Raw genomic sequence first — 15,918 nt, 5'->3', positions numbered from 1 at the left:
CCGAACGGGTGCCGCGAACGGCCCGTCCCGCACGATGATGCGCGGGGCGGGCTTCGTCGTCGGCGCCGGGCCCTACGCTGGAACCATGCTGATCGGTGTCATCCGCCCTGTCGAGTCCAAGACCCACACCGTGCAGGCCGAGGAGCTGGACGAGATCCAGGATCTGCTCGCCGCCGAGACCCCGAAGGGATGGCAGCTGGCGTCCGCCCCGGTCGCGATGGCGAAGAAGGACACCGTGCTGACCGCCGAGGGCACGATCGTGCGCCGTGACGGCATGCAGGAGATCGAGGCGGACGACATGACGGCACTCGAAGCCAAGGTCCCCGAGGGGTATCAGCTGCTGTCGGTGCGGGTCGTCTGAGCGTCGAGGCATCGTGGCCGACCTCGAGACGATCGCAGCAGGCCTGTACACGGTCCCGCTCGGCGATTTCGTCTCGTCCAGGAACGCACGCGCGAAGGAGGCGGAGAACGGGGACGTCGCCGAGAGCATCAGGGCTCTGCGCAAGCCGAGCGTGGCCGCGTGGGTCGTGAACGTCTTCGCCCGCGAACGAGCGGAGCAGCTCGGCCGTGCCCTCCAGCTGGCCGACGAACTGCGGGAGGCGCAGGCCGACATCGACGCGGTGACGCTCGCCCGGCTCACCCGCCAGCGCCGCGCTCTCACCGACCAGCTCGCGGCCGATGCCGCCGCCCTGGCGACAGCCCGTGGCGAACGCGTCACCCCCGCGACGCGCGAAGCCGTCCGGCAGACGATCACGGCCGCCTTCTTCGATCCCCTCGCTGCGGCGGCCGTGGCATCCGGCCGACTCGTGCACGAACTCGAACCGTCGGCCGGTCTCCCCCTCGACCTCGAAGCGATCCTCGGCGGCGGTGCACCGTCGCGGAGTTCCGCTCCACAGGCCCGGCCCGTGGACGAAGTCAAGGCCCAGAGGGAACGGCGGAAGGCGCAAGGCGCGCTGCACGACGCCGAGCAGACGCACGCGCGCGCCACGCGGGACCTCGGAGCGGCCGACCGCGAGGTGCGGGACGCGTCGGCGCGCGCGGCTCAGCTCGACACGCGGATCGCCGACCTCGAGGCCGAACTCGCCCGCGCGCACACCGCCGCCGGAGCGGCACGCGCGGAGACCGCCGCCGCCGAGGACCGCCGGACGAAGGCAGCCGACCGTGCGATGGCGACCGGGAAGGCCGTCGAGGCCGCGCAGCGAGCCCTCGATGCGCTGAACGCAGAGACCTGACCCCGGACGTCGCGCACGGCAACCGCGCTCCACGACGACACCGTCGTGGAGCGCGTCAAGATGCGAGCGCCTGCAGGTCTCAGAGGGCGCGCACGCGGTTGTTCCGCGCGTTGTGCTCGAGTTCCACGAGCCCGAGCTGCTCGAGCAGCGGCGGCAGATACATGCCGAAGCGCCCGCGATACCCCTTGCGCAGCCCGTACCAGCCACCGACGGGATTGTCCTCTGCGCGTCCGAACGCCTCGACGGTTCCGTCCGCCGCCGGCTTCTGCTCGTCCGCCGCCCCCAACGCGACCCAGTCGCCCTGGGACACCAGCCATGCATGCAGATCCTCGATCGCCCTGGCCTGGTAGCGCAGCGTCGTCGAGCCCACCTGACACACGAGTTCATCCCCGTCGCGATACATCGTGTACTCGCTCGAACCCGGCGCGGTGCGCAGCCGCCACGGGCTCTGCGCCGTCCCATCCCCATCAGTCATGGCGCGATTCTACTGACCCGCGACCGAGGAGGGTACGCACCGGAGCGACGCCCGATCGTGTGGCGCGCGCAGCCACGTCTGGCGATCCATCGTCCGATCCTCCACCGGAAGGCGGGGGCCTGCTCCCTCGCCTCTTAGCGTGTGAAGCCGTATTGACAGATGGAGACGATGTTGACCGACCCGACCGACCCGCCGGAGCACACTTCCCGCTACCTCCAGCGACGCACGCTGGTCAAGGGCGCCGCCTGGAGTATTCCGGTGATCGCAGCTGCGGCAGCCCTGCCCGGCGCAGCCGCCAGCCCACAGCCCGTGCGCAATCTGAGCGCGTCCAGCCGGGTCTCCGTGCCACCCGCCGGCGATCCGACCTGGAACACCACGCAGTACGGCGTCGGCAAGAAGCTGATCCCCTACTCCCCCGTCACCCTGGGCCTGTCGTTCACCAACCTGGGTGACCCGCTGGCCGCGGGCGAGGTCTACATCCAGGGCCTCCTCACCTCGGCAGCCAAGAACGCCGCAGGCAACGACCTGTTCGCTCTCTCCGCGTCCGCGAACAACGGCTGGGTCCTGGCCGGCATCGGCACACCGCAGCACGCCGGCCCGACCGTCGACGCCGCGTACCCCGTGTGGTTCCGCTACATGGGCGCACTCGCGACCGGACAGACCGCTCCGACCGTGTTCTTCACCGCGAACCCGACGGGCGCGATCGCCGACCGCATCATCGTCAACGGCACGGTGCTGATCCCCGGCCAGATCCTCTACTCGAAGCCGTTCATCAACGCCGACCTGTCCACGATCCCGCCGGGGAAGGCCTCGGCGCCGGCGGACTTCAGCGGTACATGGTCGAACACGCCTCTGCCCGGGGTCACGGACCAGTTCTACATCGAGCCGTCCTCCGTGTGACCAGGCCGCGGGTCGTCACCGTCGTTCTTTCGCCGCACACGGTGACGATCCGCTCCACCTCCGGGCAGAATGAGGCGCGAGCCGACTGCGATCGAAGGAGGGCCCCTGGAGAGCATCCCCATCCGCGCACCCGAGCTGCGCCAGATCATCGGCCGGCAGCGCGCCTCCGCACCCGACTGGGACGCCTTCCACGCCCGGAGTCGCGAGCGCCGGTACGGCGGTCTCCGCATCGAGCGGTTCGCCATCACGCAGGTGCGTCTCGCGTCCACGCCGACGATCCGCCGGGACGCTGTCCTCATCGCGTATTACCACGTCGTCGCGGGACGGTTCACGGTGTCCAGAGACGGTCGCAGCTTCACGGTCGCGCCCGGCGAGTCGGTGCTGATGTTGAGCACCGGGGGTTACCAGTACCACATCGAGGACGGGGAGTACCTGCAGGCGCTGGTACCGCTGCAGGCGTTCGACCCTCTGGAAATCGCCGACGTCCTGGACGCGATCGATCTGCCTCTGCAGCCGGATGCCGTCAGTCGCGCGACATGGGCGCTGCTCATCGCGCTGCTGGATGATCCCGACGACGACCCATCGGACGAGGTGGTCGCCTCCGCGGCCGAGAGCGCCGCGGCCGCTGCCATCACGCAGGTCGCAGCCGTGGCCATCCGCGAGCAGGTCAGCGCCGGCCGGAGATCGTCGATCCTCTCCGCAGCGTTCCTCTACATCAACGGTCACGTGAGCGACATCACCGTGGACCTCGCGGCGATGGCGTGCGCGCTCGGAACGAGCTCCCGCACCCTCCATCGCGAGTTCCAGGCGATCGGCACCACACCGATGGCTGCTCTCCGCAACGCCCGGCTCACCGCAGCAGCGCAACGCCTCGCCTCCCGCGCCCCGCTCGCCTCCCTGGACGAACTCGCACGCGACTGCGGATATTCGGACCGCACCTCGCTGACACGCGCCTTCCGGCGCCGCTACGGAAGATCCCCCGCCGAGTACCGCACCCGCGCGACCTCGGTCGGGCCGGGCGCTCTCTGACGAAAGACCCACCACGCCGCAGGCGAGGATGCCTGAAACTGCCAGATCACGGCGGCGAGGCCCGAACGCAGAAAGGCCCCGGTAGATGGCGAGATCTAACGGGGCCTATCCGTGCACCCCCTGGGACTCGAACCCAGAACCCACTGATTAAGAGTCAGTTGCTCTGCCGATTGAGCTAGAGGTGCTCGGCGGGCCGGTTCCCCGGCCGAGGAATCACATTACCAGCGGATCCGACGGAAGCGAAATCCGCGCAGGCCCCGCGTGCATCCCTGGCGTGTCGTCCGCCCGGAGTGCGCACTGGGCCGCGTCCGCCCAGGGTTCCGCCGCTCGCCGCCCGTATCCTGGAGGCGTGTCTGAGACCCGCGCCGAAGCCGATTTCCAGAGCGACCTCGACCTCGCTCTCCGCCTTGCCGATGCCGCCGACGCGCAGTCTCTGCCGCGCTTCGACGCCGCCGACCTGAACGTGTCGCTCAAGGCCGATCGCTCCCACGTCACGGATGCCGACCTGGCGACCGAGCGCGCGATCCGCGAGATCCTGCAGGCCGAGCGTCCGGAGGACGGGATCCTCGGCGAGGAGTACGGCACGTCGGGCGACACGCACCGACAGTGGATCATCGACCCGATCGACGGCACCGCGAACTTCCTGCGCGGCGTGCCCCTGTGGGGAACGATGATCAGCCTCGCGGTGGACGGTGCCGCGAGGGTCGGCGTCGTCAGCATGCCCGCCCTCGGACGACGCTGGTGGGCCGCTCCCGGTCTCGGGGCCTGGGCCTCGACCGACGCCGAGCCGCGCGCGATCCGCGTGTCGGAGGTCTCGGATCTGGACGACGCGAGTGTGAGCTTCCAGAGCATCGCGCAATGGGACGAGGCCGGACATCTCGACACGCTCATCGCGCTGAGCCGGCGCGTGTGGCGCGACCGCGCCTACGGCGACGTGTTCTCCTACATGTTGCTCGCCGAAGGGCGCATCGACATGGTCGCCGAGTTCGACGTCAAGGAGTACGACATCGCGGCGGCGTTCGCGATCGTGACGGAGGCGGGTGGCACCGCGACGGCGTTCGACGGCGCCCGCACGCTCTCGGGGCGCTCGGCCCTCGCCACGAACGGCGTGCTGCACCCGGCGTTCCTGGAGCAGCTGCGCACATCCGGCACGCAGCCCGGCACGGCGGGACAGCAGAGCCCGGCCGCTTCCTGATGCGCCTCCTCGCGCGCGTGATCCTGCCGGTGGGACTCGCCATCGGCGTGCTCACGGCAGCCACGGCGTGCAGCGACGGCGCCTCCCCCGGCGTCACCGCGAAGGCCACGCCGGACACGGCGAGCACCTCCCCCGGGACGGCGACGCCGCCCGCGACGGACACCCCGGCGACCGCCCCCGCCGCGCTGAGCTGCGAGACCCTGATCCCGTCCGACACGGTCGCCGCGCTGCACAAACAGGGGTGGGCCGCGATGAAGCGCGACTTCGCCTTCGGGCCGGACGCGCTGCCCGGCGGTATCGAGTGCCTGTGGTCGGATCCGGCCACCGCCTCCGACCACGGTCTGCTCTACGGCTGGGCGCCGATCTCCGGCGAGGAGGCGAAGGCCCGCCAGGAGCAGCTCGTGGCGTCGGGCTGGATCCGCGAGGACAGCGACCGGGGCGTCTACATCACCGCGGACCCGCGTGCGTCGCTCAGCAAGGATGAAGACGGCTACGGCATGACGTACCTCTTCGGCTCGGGCTGGGTGACCGTCTCGGACACCAAGCAGGGCCTGATCCTGATCGAACCGCGAGGATGACCCCGGTGCCGGTGCGAACGATCTCTCTCACCCTCCGGGCAGCCCCGGACCGCGAGAACGAGGACGCGATGGCCGTGGCCGACGGGATCGGCGTGGTCGTCGACGGCGCCGGAATCCCGGCCGAGCTGCGTCGCGGGTGCTCGCACACCGTCGCCTGGTACTCGCGCCGGCTCGCCGACGCGTTCTGCGACCGGCTCACGGATCGCGCGACCCCGATGCGTGACGCACTGGCCGGGGCCATCGCCGACGTCACCGCGCGGCACGCCCACACGTGCACATTCGAGGGTGGTTCGCCGAGCGCCACGGTCGCGGCATGGCGCGTCGACGGCGCGGACGTCGAGCATCTCGTACTGTGCGACGCCTCGATCGTCGTGCTCGAGGCGTCGGGGCGCGCGCTCGAGGTCACCGACGACCGCATCGAGCACACCGTGGCGCGTCGTGTGCGGGAGCTGCTGTCGACGCGCGAGAGCTCCGCAGATCCGACCCGCCAGGAGCTGGCCTCGCTGCGATGGCAGGCGCTCGAGGAGTGCCGCAACGCCCCGGACGGGTTCTGGTGCGCGCAGGCGGACCCGGGAGTCGCCGCGCAGGCGCTCGTCGGACGCCGGCCGATCGACGGCACCGCGGCGGTCATCGCAGCCTCCGACGGCGGCACCCGCGGGTTCCAGCTCGTGGACGCGCACGGGCTGTCGGCTTTCGCTCACCGGGCCGGATCCGGCGAACTGGAGGCCCTGGCCGCCGAGATCCGCGCCGGAGAGCAGCGGCTGAGCGTGCGCACCGACTTCGACGGCAAGATCCATGACGACCTCACGATCGTCGTCGGGGCCTTCGTCTGACATGCAGCTCCGCCCCGCGCCGTCGGCGAGTTGCCCGCCGCCCCGCAGCCTTCTACTGTCGAGAGCGTGATGGCAGATGCGCTCCGATCCGCGTGGTCCGACGTCTCGAGCCAGGATCCGGTGCGCATCGCGCGGGCCCTCGACGCCTTCCGCGGATTGCTGCCGCAGGCGCTGATGACCGAGGGGGAAGGCGGTGACGCTCATCGCAGCGCGCTGCGCGGCCTCGCGCACGGACTGGATGAGCTCGGCCGCGAGGACGAGGCGAGGGAGCTGTACCGCACGCTCGCGGAGGTCTGCGAGAGCGCGCTCACGGATCACGGGCATCTGGACGAGCGCCGTCAGCAGCTCCTCGACGACCGGCTCTACGCCCGCGCCGCGGAGCAGCTGGTCGGCGATGCTCCGGCCTCGGCCGTCGTCGTGGCAGCGTTGGACGCCCTGATCGCCGAGGGCGAGAAGGAACTCGGCGGTGCGCACGGCCGCGTGCTCTGGCTCCTGGACCGACGCGCACAGCTGCTGTCCCGGATGAACGCGGCAGAGGGGCTGCACGCCTACGACCTGCTCATCGCCCGTGCTGCAGCGGCGGACGAGCGCGGCGAGAACCATCTGACGGCGCTCGCCGCGAAGGCCGCCGAACTGTCCCGACTGGACGAGGACGAACAGTCCGCCCTGCTCTGGGGACAGGTGCTGGACGGGCGCCGCGCGCTGCTCGGGATGGACGCTCCCGCCACGCTGGACGCCTGGTGGTGGCGCGCGAGGACCCGCTACTGGTCGGGCGACGCCGCGGGAGCCGATGCCGACCTCGCCCTGCTGATCCCGGCGCTGCAGCGGCAGCGCGGCGAGGACGACGCGCTCACGCTGGACGCCATGAAGTTCCGCATCACCGCGCTGCGAGTGCTCACCCGGGACGGTGCGCCCGTGGAGGACCCGCTGCCGCTCGTACGCCGGATCGCCGTGCTGGAGACTGCGCGTTTCGGCCCTGGCGCCGACGAGGTGCTCACCTCCCGGATGATGGCGGTCGAGGTGCAGCTCGACCACGCGGACGGTTCCGCAGCGTGGCCGAGGATCATCGCCGAGGCCCGCGAGATCGTCGACGACACGGCGGACCGACCGCCCCGCGCCACGCTCGCGCTGCGCTCCCGCGACCTCCTGTCCCGCGTGCTGCGCGCGGCGCACGAGAGCGAGCCCTCGTCGGTGCCGATGGAGACCGCGCTCGCCACCGCCGCCGACCGGTGCGCGCATCTCGATCGGGTCGCGGACGAGCTGCGCTCCGCCGACCTCACGACGGGGCCGGTTCCGCGATCCGACCCGGATCCTGACTCGTCCTCGGCGACGCCGCAGCAGCTCGCGAACGAGCTCGCGCACGCCTGGACCGATCTGTCCCACTGGCACGAGCCGCATTCCCCCGAGGCCCTGGATGCGCTGCAGGCAGGCGCCGAGCGCCTGCGCGGGCTCGGCCCCGCCGGTCGCCGGAGCGAGATCGACGTGCGGGATCACCTCGGCTCGGCCTTGCGCGATGCCGGCCGGGGAGCCGATGCTCTCGCCGCCTTCGAGCGGTCGCTGGAACTGGAGCTGAGCATCGCGACGGAAGCGTCGACGGCGGAGGATCTCCGCACCGCCGCGACCCGGCTCGCCCAGTCCCGGTACGCACTCGGCGCCACACTCCGCGGCATCGGGCGCAATGCCGAGGGCGAGGCGCTGCTCGCGGATGCCATCGAGATCGCGCAGCACGACGGCGCCTCCCCGCGGATCATCTCCGAGCTCCGCGACACCCGCGCGCTCGCACTGCAGGATCTGGGGCGCAGCGACGAGGCCGCCGCCGAGATGCGCGCCCTCTACGATGCCTCGGGAGACGTCGGCCACGCGATCGACCTCGCCGCGGTGTATCTGCGCAGCGACCGGGCCGCCGAGGCCGAGGCGCTGCTGCGACCCGTGCTGGCCCGGTTGGAGGCGGAAGGGTCCGCCGACACCGCCCAGGCATCCCGCGTCATCGGCAATCTCGCTCTGGCTGCGTGTCAGCTCGACCGGGACGCCGAAGCCGCCGCGACCTATGACCGGCTGTACGAGCTGCAGTCGCGCATCCTCGGCACGGAGCACAGGGACACGCTGATCACGCTGCACAACCGCGCCCAGGAGGAACGGCACCTCGGTCGCTTCGCCGAGGCGGTCCGTCGCTTCGAAGCGGTCCTCGCACGGCGCACAGCGTCTCTCGGCGCCCGTGATCCGCACACTCTCAGCACGCTGTCCGCGCTCGCCGGCACCGTCGCCGATACCGGAGATCTGCCCCGCGCCAGGGAGCTGACCGAACGCGTGGTCGGCGAGACTCGAGAGGTCCTCGGCGATACGGATCCGCAGACGCTGCGCCGGATCCGCGACCTGGACGGGATCCTCGCCCGTCTCGGCGATGCGCAGGAGGACAGGGACGCCCTCGCCGCTCGGGTCAGGGCCGGGTTCGCCTCCACAGGTGGCGCCTCGGACGATGACGGCGCGTCACCCGGGCTCGCGGCGCTGCGCTACGCCGACCATCTCGCCCGGCAGAATCGCCACGGCGATGCCCTCGTCGAGTACAGCCGCGCCCGTGAGGCCCTGAGCGCGACCGCCGGCATCGACTGGCTGCGGGCCGAGCGCGGCGCCGCCGAATGCTCGAAGCGGCTCGGCGCGTATCGCGAAGCCGCCGACGCCTACGCGCGGATCGTGCCGCAGCTCGAGCGGCTGCTGCCCGACGACCACTGGGCGCTGGCGGACGCGCTGAACGACCACAGTCTCGCCCTCTCGCATCTGGGACGTGTCGACGAGATGGCGGCCGTGCAGCAGCGGGCGATCCGGGTCGCGGACGGCGCCGGGTCCGACCCCGGGCGGGCCGTCCAGCTGCGCATCTGGCTCGGCCGGCGCCTGGCCGAGGCCAAGCGCTTCCCGGAGGCGCTCGCCGCCTACGATGACGCCGCCGAGACCGGCGCACGCACGATCGGCGCGGAGCACGCGATCACGCTCGACGCCGCCGACGACCGCGCCGAGACGCTGATCTCGCTCGGTCGGCATCGCGAGGCGCTGAAGATCTACCGCACCAACATCCCGGCCATGGAACGCGTGCTGGGTGCCGACTCCGCGGCGGTGCGCCGCGCCCGCGGCAAGCAGAAGGCGTCCGCCCAGCAGGCGTCGAAGACCCGTTCGACGATCATCGGCGGAGTGATCGTCGCCGCCATCCTCGTCTACGTCATCGTGTCGCGGATGAGCTGAGGCGCCGACTTCCTCGCAGAAATCTATGAAAGCGCATCCGGCTCTTCCGCCGGACGTCGGGCTGCGGGATCCTCAGCATGTGCCGTCATCGTCGACGGCGATCCGAACGCACGACCCGAGCACGAGGAGCACCCATGACCAACTACCTGCTGATCTACCGCGCGGATCCGGCCGCAATGGCGGCGATGCCGGAGCCGACGCCCGAACAGGCCGCGCAGATGATGGACGCCTGGAACGGCTGGGCCGCACGAGCCGGTGACGCGATCGTCAACTTCGGCGACCCGACGGCGCCCGTCTCGCCCGGCGCCGACCCCACCGTGGGCGGCTACTCCCTGCTGCAGGCCGGCTCCTACGACGAGATCGCCGAGCTCCTCGAGGGCCACCCGCACACCGCCATGGGCGGCACGATCGACGTCTACGAGACCCAGCCCGTGACGGGCGGCTGAGCAGAGAGCACGGCGGCGCACTCTACGATCGGCATCATGACGCTTCCGATCCTCGAGTACGCCGCCCTCGTCCCGCGAGCGTGGAAGAACGGTCGCGGGGTCACCCGGATCCTGTTCGATGACGCCGACGCCGCGGACGCATGGACCTGGCGGATCAGCATCGCGGAGATCACCGGCACGCAGCCGTACAGTGCCTACCCGGGCGTGCATCGCGGGCAGGTCGCGCTCGGCCCTGGTTCGGTCGACCTCGTGATCAACGGCCGGGCCGTGACGCTCGCGGTCGACGACGTCATCGCGTTCGACGGCGAGGACGAGGTCGCGGCGACACCGCGCGAGGCCGGGTTCCTCGACCTGAACGTCATGACACTGCGGGACACCTGGGACTCGACGGTCCAGGTCATCGACGCGCCGACGGTGAGCGCCGAGCCCCGAGGTCCGACGGTGCTGATCGCGCTTGACGACCTCGGCACGCTCGATGACCGACCGCTGGCACGCCTCGACGCCGCCCTGCTCGAGCCCGGCACGGCCTGCACGCTGCGCGGTCGCTTCGTGGTGGCGCGACTGCGCCGGATCTGAGCGCACGCACAAAGAAGCCCCTGGGATCCGTATCGAAGACACGGGTCCCAGGGGCTTCCTCCAGCGACAGCGACTTGGTTCAGACGAGCGGAGCTCGTGGTGGAGCTGGGGGGAATCGAACCCCCGTCCAACGCTGAGTCTCCACGCCTTCTCCGGGCGCAGTCTGTGCAGACGTTCTGCTCGGCTCCGACCTTTGTCACAGACACCTAAGTCGACAAGCCCAGCCTGGGAAGAGTCCCGTGCGACGTCCAGACGCCATCGCACAGCAAGATTCCTAGATGACGTCAGGATCCGTATCGGAATCACATACGGCCTGACGGACTATCGGGCTCGCTTACGCAGCGAGGGCGAAGTCAGTGCGCTTTGCATTGGCACTTATTGTTTTGCAGGGAGCGTTCACGAGATAACCCTGCATCCTCGGCCCGCTTCTCGTGGATTCACAGGCGCTGTCGAAACCGATCAGCCCCGTGGTCCTTCTTGCGAAGGAGCCGCTGTCGCACTGTGGAATTACCATCGGGCACCGCAGCACCCGAGCATCACAGACTACAACGGATCCGGACGCCGCGCCATTCCGCGCCGACGAAGACGATGCCCCGGCGTCTCCACCGGGGCATCCTTGCCGATCAGCGACCGCAACGTCGCCTGATCACTTGCCGCTTCCGTTGCACGCCACCCCCGGTGACGGCACGAACTCCTTGAGGCCGGCCTTCACGAACGACCCGTAGGACTGCACGCCGTGATATCGGTCGACGCCGCCGGGGCTCTGATTGCCCCTCATCGCGATCGCGTCGTCATCGAACCCCGGAGGGTTGTTCTCCACCGAGTCCATCCTGTCGAGCCCTGAATAGGCGCATTCGGACGAGGCGTGGGACGGTCCGGATGTCGGATCTCCGTTCCCGTTGGTCTCGCCTGCGTATGCCGCGCTGGATCCCGCTGCAACGAGCCCCAGCGCGATCGCACAAGCGATCGCCAGTCGTTTCATCTGATGGTCCTCCTTCACGCAGTTCACCTTCGCCGAGGCGCGGAACTGCGCCGCGGTGGCCGAATTCTACGCGCGACCCTCGGCCCCGTGAAGAGCAGCCGCCCTTGCCGGCCGGCACGCACGGTGCGACTTCGCGGGCCGATCCCGCAGTCCGGATCGGACCGTGCCGTAGAGTCACGGCATGAGCGAGGTCGTCATCACCGTCCGGGGCGAGCACGAGGTGCGGATCGCACCCGAACGCGCCATCGTCACCTTGTCCGTCGCACTGGACGGCCCTGACCGGGAGGCGGTCGTCGCCCGCACTCTGGCGCTCGCCGATCCTGTTCGCACCAGCATCGTCGCGCGCGAGGGATCCGGTGCCGTGGAGGAATGGTCGAGCCGTCGGCTCGCCGTACGGTCGGAACGGCCCTGGAACAACGACGGAACCCGGCTCGCCCTGGTCCACCACGCCTCGGTCGACTTCGCCGCGACCTTCACCGACTTCGCAGAGCTCTCCGCATGGGTGGCCGACCTGTCCGCGTGGGAGGGCGTCTCCGTGGCGGGCACCACATGGATCCTCACACCGGAGACACGGGCGCGCGTCGAGCAGGAGGTCGCCGCCGAGGCCGTACGGACAGCGGTCGCACGAGCCGGCGCCTATGCGACCGCGCTGGGGCTGACGAAGGTCGAGCCGATCGAGATCGCAGATGCCGGTCTCATCACCGACCGCGACGCGGCGGACATGGCCCCGAAGGCGATGCGCGCGTTCGCCGCTCCCCCCTCGGGCGCCGGGCTCGAGCTGCAGGGCGACGACCTCACCGTCTCCGCGACCGTCGAGGCGCGGTTCGTCGCAGCCTAGGCGGCGACGAACCGCACCTCGCGGTCGGTCTCGGACTCAGGCCCGCCTGTGACGTGCGACGATCACGGTGATCGCCCCGGCCAGCAGCAGCACGAGCGCCGCGCCGAGCGCGGGGAACGGATCCGCTCCGGTCGCCGGCAGCGCCCCCGCCCCTGTGCCGCCCGGGATCGTCGTCGGCGCGGGCGTCGGCGTGATGCTCGGGGACGGCGTGGGGGTCGGTGTGACCGCCACCGGCGTCAGGACGAAGTCCTGGCCCTCGATGAGCTCCCCGGCATCCGTGAGCGTGACGGAGCGGCTGACCGGCGTGGCGCCGGTGTATCCGTCGGGCACGGTGACCGCGATCGTGTAGTCCCCCGGCGGAAGGTCGCCGAGGGCGTAACCGCCATCGCCATCCGTCGTGACCGTGACGGCACCGTCGGGTCCGGTCACCGTGACCGTGGCGTTCGCGATCGCACCGCCGTCCTGCGCGGTGACCGCACCCGCGACGGATCCGAGACGGGCGAGTGCGAAGTCGACGTCGGTGACGTCCAGCGCCGCGACCGTCTCTGCGCGGGACGCGGCGCCGGAGACGGCATAGCCCTGGGGCGCCTGAACGGCGACCGTGTAGTCGCCGGAGGGAAGCCGTGGGAAGGAGTAGGTGCCGTCGGCGGCGGTCACGGTCTGCACCGTGCCGCCCGGACCGTCCGCCGTGACGACCACTCCGCCGACTCCGTGACCTGCTGCGGTCACGGTGCCCGACAGCGTCGGCAGCTCCTGCAGGACGAAGTCCTTCCCGGTGATCGGCGTCTCGTCGTTACCCGGCACGGTGAACGGGCTCGGCGAGGAGATCACCGAATAGCCGTCGGGTGCGGTGATGGTGACCGCGTGGATCCCCACGGGGACGTCGTCGAGCAGATAGGTGCCGTCGGTGGCTGTGACGACCGTGCGTCCGCCGTCGAGCGTCACCGTCGCACCGGCGACCGGATTGCCGTGCTGGTCGCGCGCGGTTCCCGACACCGGAACCGGAACGATGTCACGCACCGAGAAGTCGGCCGTCCCGTCAGCGTTCGAGACATCGACCGTACGGGAGGGGTCGTCGGAGATCTTGCCCGTCGGCGGCGTGATCTGCACGCGATAGCCGTCGGTGGCCAGCACATCGGGGAACGAATAGGTGCCATCGGTCGAGGTCGTGGCCTCACCCAGGACGGACCCGTCGGATCCGATCAGTCGCACGACGGTGCCGTCCGAGGGGCCACCGGCGCTCGTGTCTGTCACGGTGCCCGAGATCGTGCGCGTGATGGCCGCGAACCACGTCTGGTAGACCGGGAACCCGGCGCGGCGGGTGAACGCGAACGTCAGGGAGGCGATCGGCGCGTTCGGTTCGAACCAGGCGGACGCCCCGCTCGTGTCCGTGGCGGTCGGGTTGCCGGTGAGCGTCGTCGTGGCGGGGTCCCAGCTCGGCACGTCCGCGGCATCGCCCGTGCAGGACGGCTTGCCGGCGAGGCCGGGGGCGCAGTAGTTGAACCCGCCGCGGAAACCGAGCTGTGCGGCGGTGAGCGTCTGCCCGTCAGGACCGAGAGCCGTGATCCGCACCTTGTCGGCGTCGATGTCGCCCAGCACGAACGTCCAGTTGACGGTCGGCGTCGGTCGAGTGAATGTGTAGGTGGTCTCGGAGGGAGACGTGGCGTTGTCGGCGCGCGGGCGCAGGTTCAGGTACTGCTGGTCGCGACTGCTGCCGTACTTCGCCCCGACGTCGGTCGACGCGGCCAGCCAGACGCTGGCACCGGAGATCACGCCGACGGATCCGCCGCGCGAATCGCTGGTGTAGTCGGCCTGCAGCTGCGGCGAGGCGATCTGCACATGCCCCGAGTACGCGCCGCTGGACCCCTGCATGTCACCCCAGTCAGCCCAGGGCGTGCCGGTCGCGGCGGAGGCGGGCACGCCGAAGGCGAGGGCGGTGAGCGCTGTCAGAGCGGCGGCGGCGAACGCGACGGTACGTCTCATACCGATATGTTGGCAGAGATCCGCGCCTGCCGCCGCCCTCCGACGGCGGGACCGCGAGCGCCGGGGCGGTCGCTGCCGCCGCGTTCAGACCGCGAACGGCGCGAGCTCCGCCGCAAGCCTCTCGTTCACGTGCGCATGGATGCGGGTGCCCGCCTCCTCGTGCGCGACGTCGATCAGCAGCCCGCTCTCGTGCACGGCCGCGACGAGGTCGCCGCGGTCGTACGGCACGACGGCGTGGATCTCCACGGCCGGCTTCGGCAGCACCTCGTCGATCGCGGCCCGCAGTTCGGCGATGCCCTCGCCGCTGCGGGACGACACGAAGTGCGCGCCTGGCACGAGCCCGCGCAGCACCATCCGCTCGTCGTCGGCCAGCAGATCCGCCTTGTTGAACACGATGATCTCGGGGATGCTGCGTGCGCCCACATCGCCCATCACATCGCGCACGGTCTTGATCTGCCCTGCCGGGTCCGGGTGGGATCCGTCGACGACGTGCACGATGACGTCCGCATCGGCCACTTCCTCGAGCGTCGAGCGGAACGCCTCCACGAGCTGATGCGGCAGGTTGCGCACGAAGCCGACGGTGTCGGTGAGCGTGTAGACGCGCCCGTCCGTCGTCTCCGACCGGCGCACGGTGGCGTCCAGGGTGGCGAACAGCGCGTTCTCCACGAGCACGCCCGCGCTGGTGAGCGCGTTGAGGAGACTCGACTTGCCGGCGTTCGTGTATCCGGCGATCGCGACGGACGGGATCGTGTGACGCTTGCGCTCGGCGCGCTTGGCCTCGCGCGCGGGCTTGAAGTCGCGGATCTGCTTGCGCAGCATGGCCATGCGGGTGCGGATGCGGCGACGATCGAGCTCGATCTTCGTCTCACCGGGGCCGCGCGAGCCCATGCCCGCACCGCCGGCGCCGACCTGGCCACCGGCCTGACGGCTCATCGACTCGCCCCAGCCGCGCAGACGAGGCAACAGGTACTCGAGCTGCGCGAGTTCGACCTGAGCGCGGCCCTCGCGACTCTTGGCGTGCTGGCTGAAGATGTCGAGGATCACCGTGGTGCGATCGATCACCTTCACCTTGACGACGTCCTCCAGTGCGCGACGCTGGGATGACGCGAGCTCCGTGTCGGCGATCACCGTGTCCGCACCGACCGCGGCCACGATGTCCTTGAGCTCCTGGGCCTTGCCGCGCCCCAGGTAGGTGGCGGGATCAGGGTGCGGGCGACGCTGCAGCAGGCCGTCCAGCACCACCGCGCCCGCCGTCTCCGCGAGCGCGGCGAGTTCGCGCAGCGAGTTCTCGGCATCCTCCTGCGCCCCCTGGGGGTACACGCCGACCAGCACCACGTTCTCCAGACGGAGCTGGCGGTACTCGACCTCGGTGACGTCCTCGAGCTCGGTGCTCAGGCCTGCCACGCGCCGCAGCGCGTGCCGATCCTCCACCTCCCACTGGTCGCCGTCGGTGGAGGTGTAGCCCGCGGTGGCGGTGTCCTGCAGCGCCTGGGCGGATCCGAAGACGTGCGATTCCGCCCGTCGCTCGGCCGCTGCCAGGACGCGCTCGACCGCGTCGCCGTGCTCGTCATGTGTCGTGGACTGCGTCATCCGCACCTTTCTCGTGCCCGCCGATTC

Annotated in this window: 15 protein-coding genes, 1 tRNA gene and 1 other RNA gene; 11 read left to right on the top strand and 6 right to left on the bottom strand. The window is 70.9% G+C overall.

Annotated elements, in window-relative coordinates; genetic code table 11:
• Window positions 1–85 precede the first annotated feature (85 nt).
• Window positions 86–361, top strand: a complete 276-nt coding sequence (locus tag LXM50_RS03105; protein ID WP_233309737.1) for a hypothetical protein — start codon at window positions 86–88, stop codon at window positions 359–361.
• A gap of 13 nt (window positions 362–374) precedes the next feature.
• A complete protein-coding gene (locus LXM50_RS03100; protein ID WP_233309736.1) occupies window positions 375–1,232 on the top strand; it encodes a transposase in 858 nt (285 codons plus the stop codon).
• 79 nt (window positions 1,233–1,311) lie between these two features.
• On the opposite strand, the gene LXM50_RS03095 is transcribed toward LXM50_RS03100, so the two are convergent.
• Window positions 1,312–1,707, bottom strand: a complete 396-nt coding sequence (locus tag LXM50_RS03095) for a DUF6855 family protein (protein WP_233309734.1) — start codon at window positions 1,705–1,707, stop codon at window positions 1,312–1,314.
• A 171-nt stretch (window positions 1,708–1,878) separates the two neighbouring features.
• Between LXM50_RS03095 and LXM50_RS03090 the strand changes: the two genes are divergently transcribed.
• Both LXM50_RS03090 and LXM50_RS03085 read left to right on the top strand, forming a co-directional pair.
• Window positions 1,879–2,607 (top strand): hypothetical protein, encoded by a 729-nt coding sequence (locus LXM50_RS03090; RefSeq protein WP_233309733.1) that lies wholly within the window; start codon window positions 1,879–1,881, stop codon window positions 2,605–2,607.
• Between the two features lie 69 nt (window positions 2,608–2,676).
• The gene (locus LXM50_RS03085; RefSeq protein ID WP_233309732.1) at window positions 2,677–3,636 is read left to right on the top strand and encodes an AraC family transcriptional regulator; all 960 of its coding nucleotides are present in this window, start codon (window positions 2,677–2,679) and stop codon (window positions 3,634–3,636) included.
• Between the two features lie 112 nt (window positions 3,637–3,748).
• On the opposite strand, the gene LXM50_RS03080 is transcribed toward LXM50_RS03085, so the two are convergent.
• A tRNA-Lys gene (locus tag LXM50_RS03080) sits at window positions 3,749–3,821 on the bottom strand.
• A gap of 164 nt (window positions 3,822–3,985) precedes the next feature.
• Between LXM50_RS03080 and LXM50_RS03075 the strand changes: the two genes are divergently transcribed.
• The 6 genes from LXM50_RS03075 (at window position 3,986) to LXM50_RS03050 (ending at window position 10,498) form a co-directional block, all read left to right on the top strand.
• Window positions 3,986–4,831: an inositol monophosphatase family protein gene (locus LXM50_RS03075; RefSeq protein WP_233309730.1), complete on the top strand. Its 846-nt coding sequence runs from the start codon at window positions 3,986–3,988 to the stop codon at window positions 4,829–4,831.
• Window positions 4,831–5,409: a hypothetical protein gene (locus tag LXM50_RS03070; RefSeq protein ID WP_233309728.1), complete on the top strand. Its 579-nt coding sequence runs from the start codon at window positions 4,831–4,833 to the stop codon at window positions 5,407–5,409. The genes LXM50_RS03075 and LXM50_RS03070 overlap by 1 nt, the downstream gene beginning before the upstream one ends.
• An 11-nt stretch (window positions 5,410–5,420) precedes the next feature.
• The gene (locus LXM50_RS03065; RefSeq protein WP_233309727.1) at window positions 5,421–6,242 is read left to right on the top strand and encodes a hypothetical protein; all 822 of its coding nucleotides are present in this window, start codon (window positions 5,421–5,423) and stop codon (window positions 6,240–6,242) included.
• Window positions 6,243–6,311: 69 nt separating this feature from the next.
• Window positions 6,312–9,476 carry a tetratricopeptide repeat protein gene (locus LXM50_RS03060; protein WP_233309725.1) on the top strand — a complete coding sequence of 1,055 codons (3,165 nt, stop codon included), beginning with the start codon at window positions 6,312–6,314 and terminating at the stop codon, window positions 9,474–9,476.
• A 134-nt stretch (window positions 9,477–9,610) separates the two neighbouring features.
• Window positions 9,611–9,922 carry a hypothetical protein gene (locus tag LXM50_RS03055; protein ID WP_233309714.1) on the top strand — a complete coding sequence of 104 codons (312 nt, stop codon included), beginning with the start codon at window positions 9,611–9,613 and terminating at the stop codon, window positions 9,920–9,922.
• A gap of 36 nt (window positions 9,923–9,958) precedes the next feature.
• On the top strand, window positions 9,959–10,498 hold the full coding sequence (locus LXM50_RS03050) for a HutD family protein (protein ID WP_233309712.1): 540 nt from the start codon (window positions 9,959–9,961) through the stop codon (window positions 10,496–10,498).
• 97 nt (window positions 10,499–10,595) lie between these two features.
• On the opposite strand, the gene ssrA is transcribed toward LXM50_RS03050, so the two are convergent.
• Together ssrA and LXM50_RS03040 are read right to left on the bottom strand one after the other, a co-directional pair.
• Window positions 10,596–10,965, bottom strand: a transfer-messenger RNA (tmRNA) gene (gene ssrA / locus LXM50_RS03045).
• Between the two features lie 179 nt (window positions 10,966–11,144).
• On the bottom strand, window positions 11,145–11,318 hold the full coding sequence (locus tag LXM50_RS03040) for a hypothetical protein (RefSeq protein WP_233309710.1): 174 nt from the start codon (window positions 11,316–11,318) through the stop codon (window positions 11,145–11,147).
• Between the two features lie 343 nt (window positions 11,319–11,661).
• Here LXM50_RS03040 and LXM50_RS03035 point away from each other — a divergent pair, with 343 nt between their 5' ends.
• A complete protein-coding gene (locus tag LXM50_RS03035; RefSeq protein ID WP_233309708.1) occupies window positions 11,662–12,318 on the top strand; it encodes an SIMPL domain-containing protein in 657 nt (218 codons plus the stop codon).
• A 36-nt stretch (window positions 12,319–12,354) separates the two neighbouring features.
• On the opposite strand, the gene LXM50_RS03030 is transcribed toward LXM50_RS03035, so the two are convergent.
• Both LXM50_RS03030 and hflX read right to left on the bottom strand, forming a co-directional pair.
• Window positions 12,355–14,301, bottom strand: a complete 1,947-nt coding sequence (locus tag LXM50_RS03030; protein ID WP_233309706.1) for a collagen binding domain-containing protein — start codon at window positions 14,299–14,301, stop codon at window positions 12,355–12,357.
• 84 nt (window positions 14,302–14,385) lie between these two features.
• Entirely contained in the window at window positions 14,386–15,891 is a 1,506-nt protein-coding gene (gene hflX, locus LXM50_RS03025) for a GTPase HflX (protein ID WP_233309704.1), read from the bottom strand.
• Between the last annotated feature and the right edge of the window lie 27 nt (window positions 15,892–15,918).

Source organism: Microbacterium sp. Au-Mic1 (assembly GCF_021341785.1).
Lineage (GTDB): Bacteria > Actinomycetota > Actinomycetes > Actinomycetales > Microbacteriaceae > Microbacterium.
This window is presented reverse-complemented; position numbering and strand designations above follow the sequence as displayed.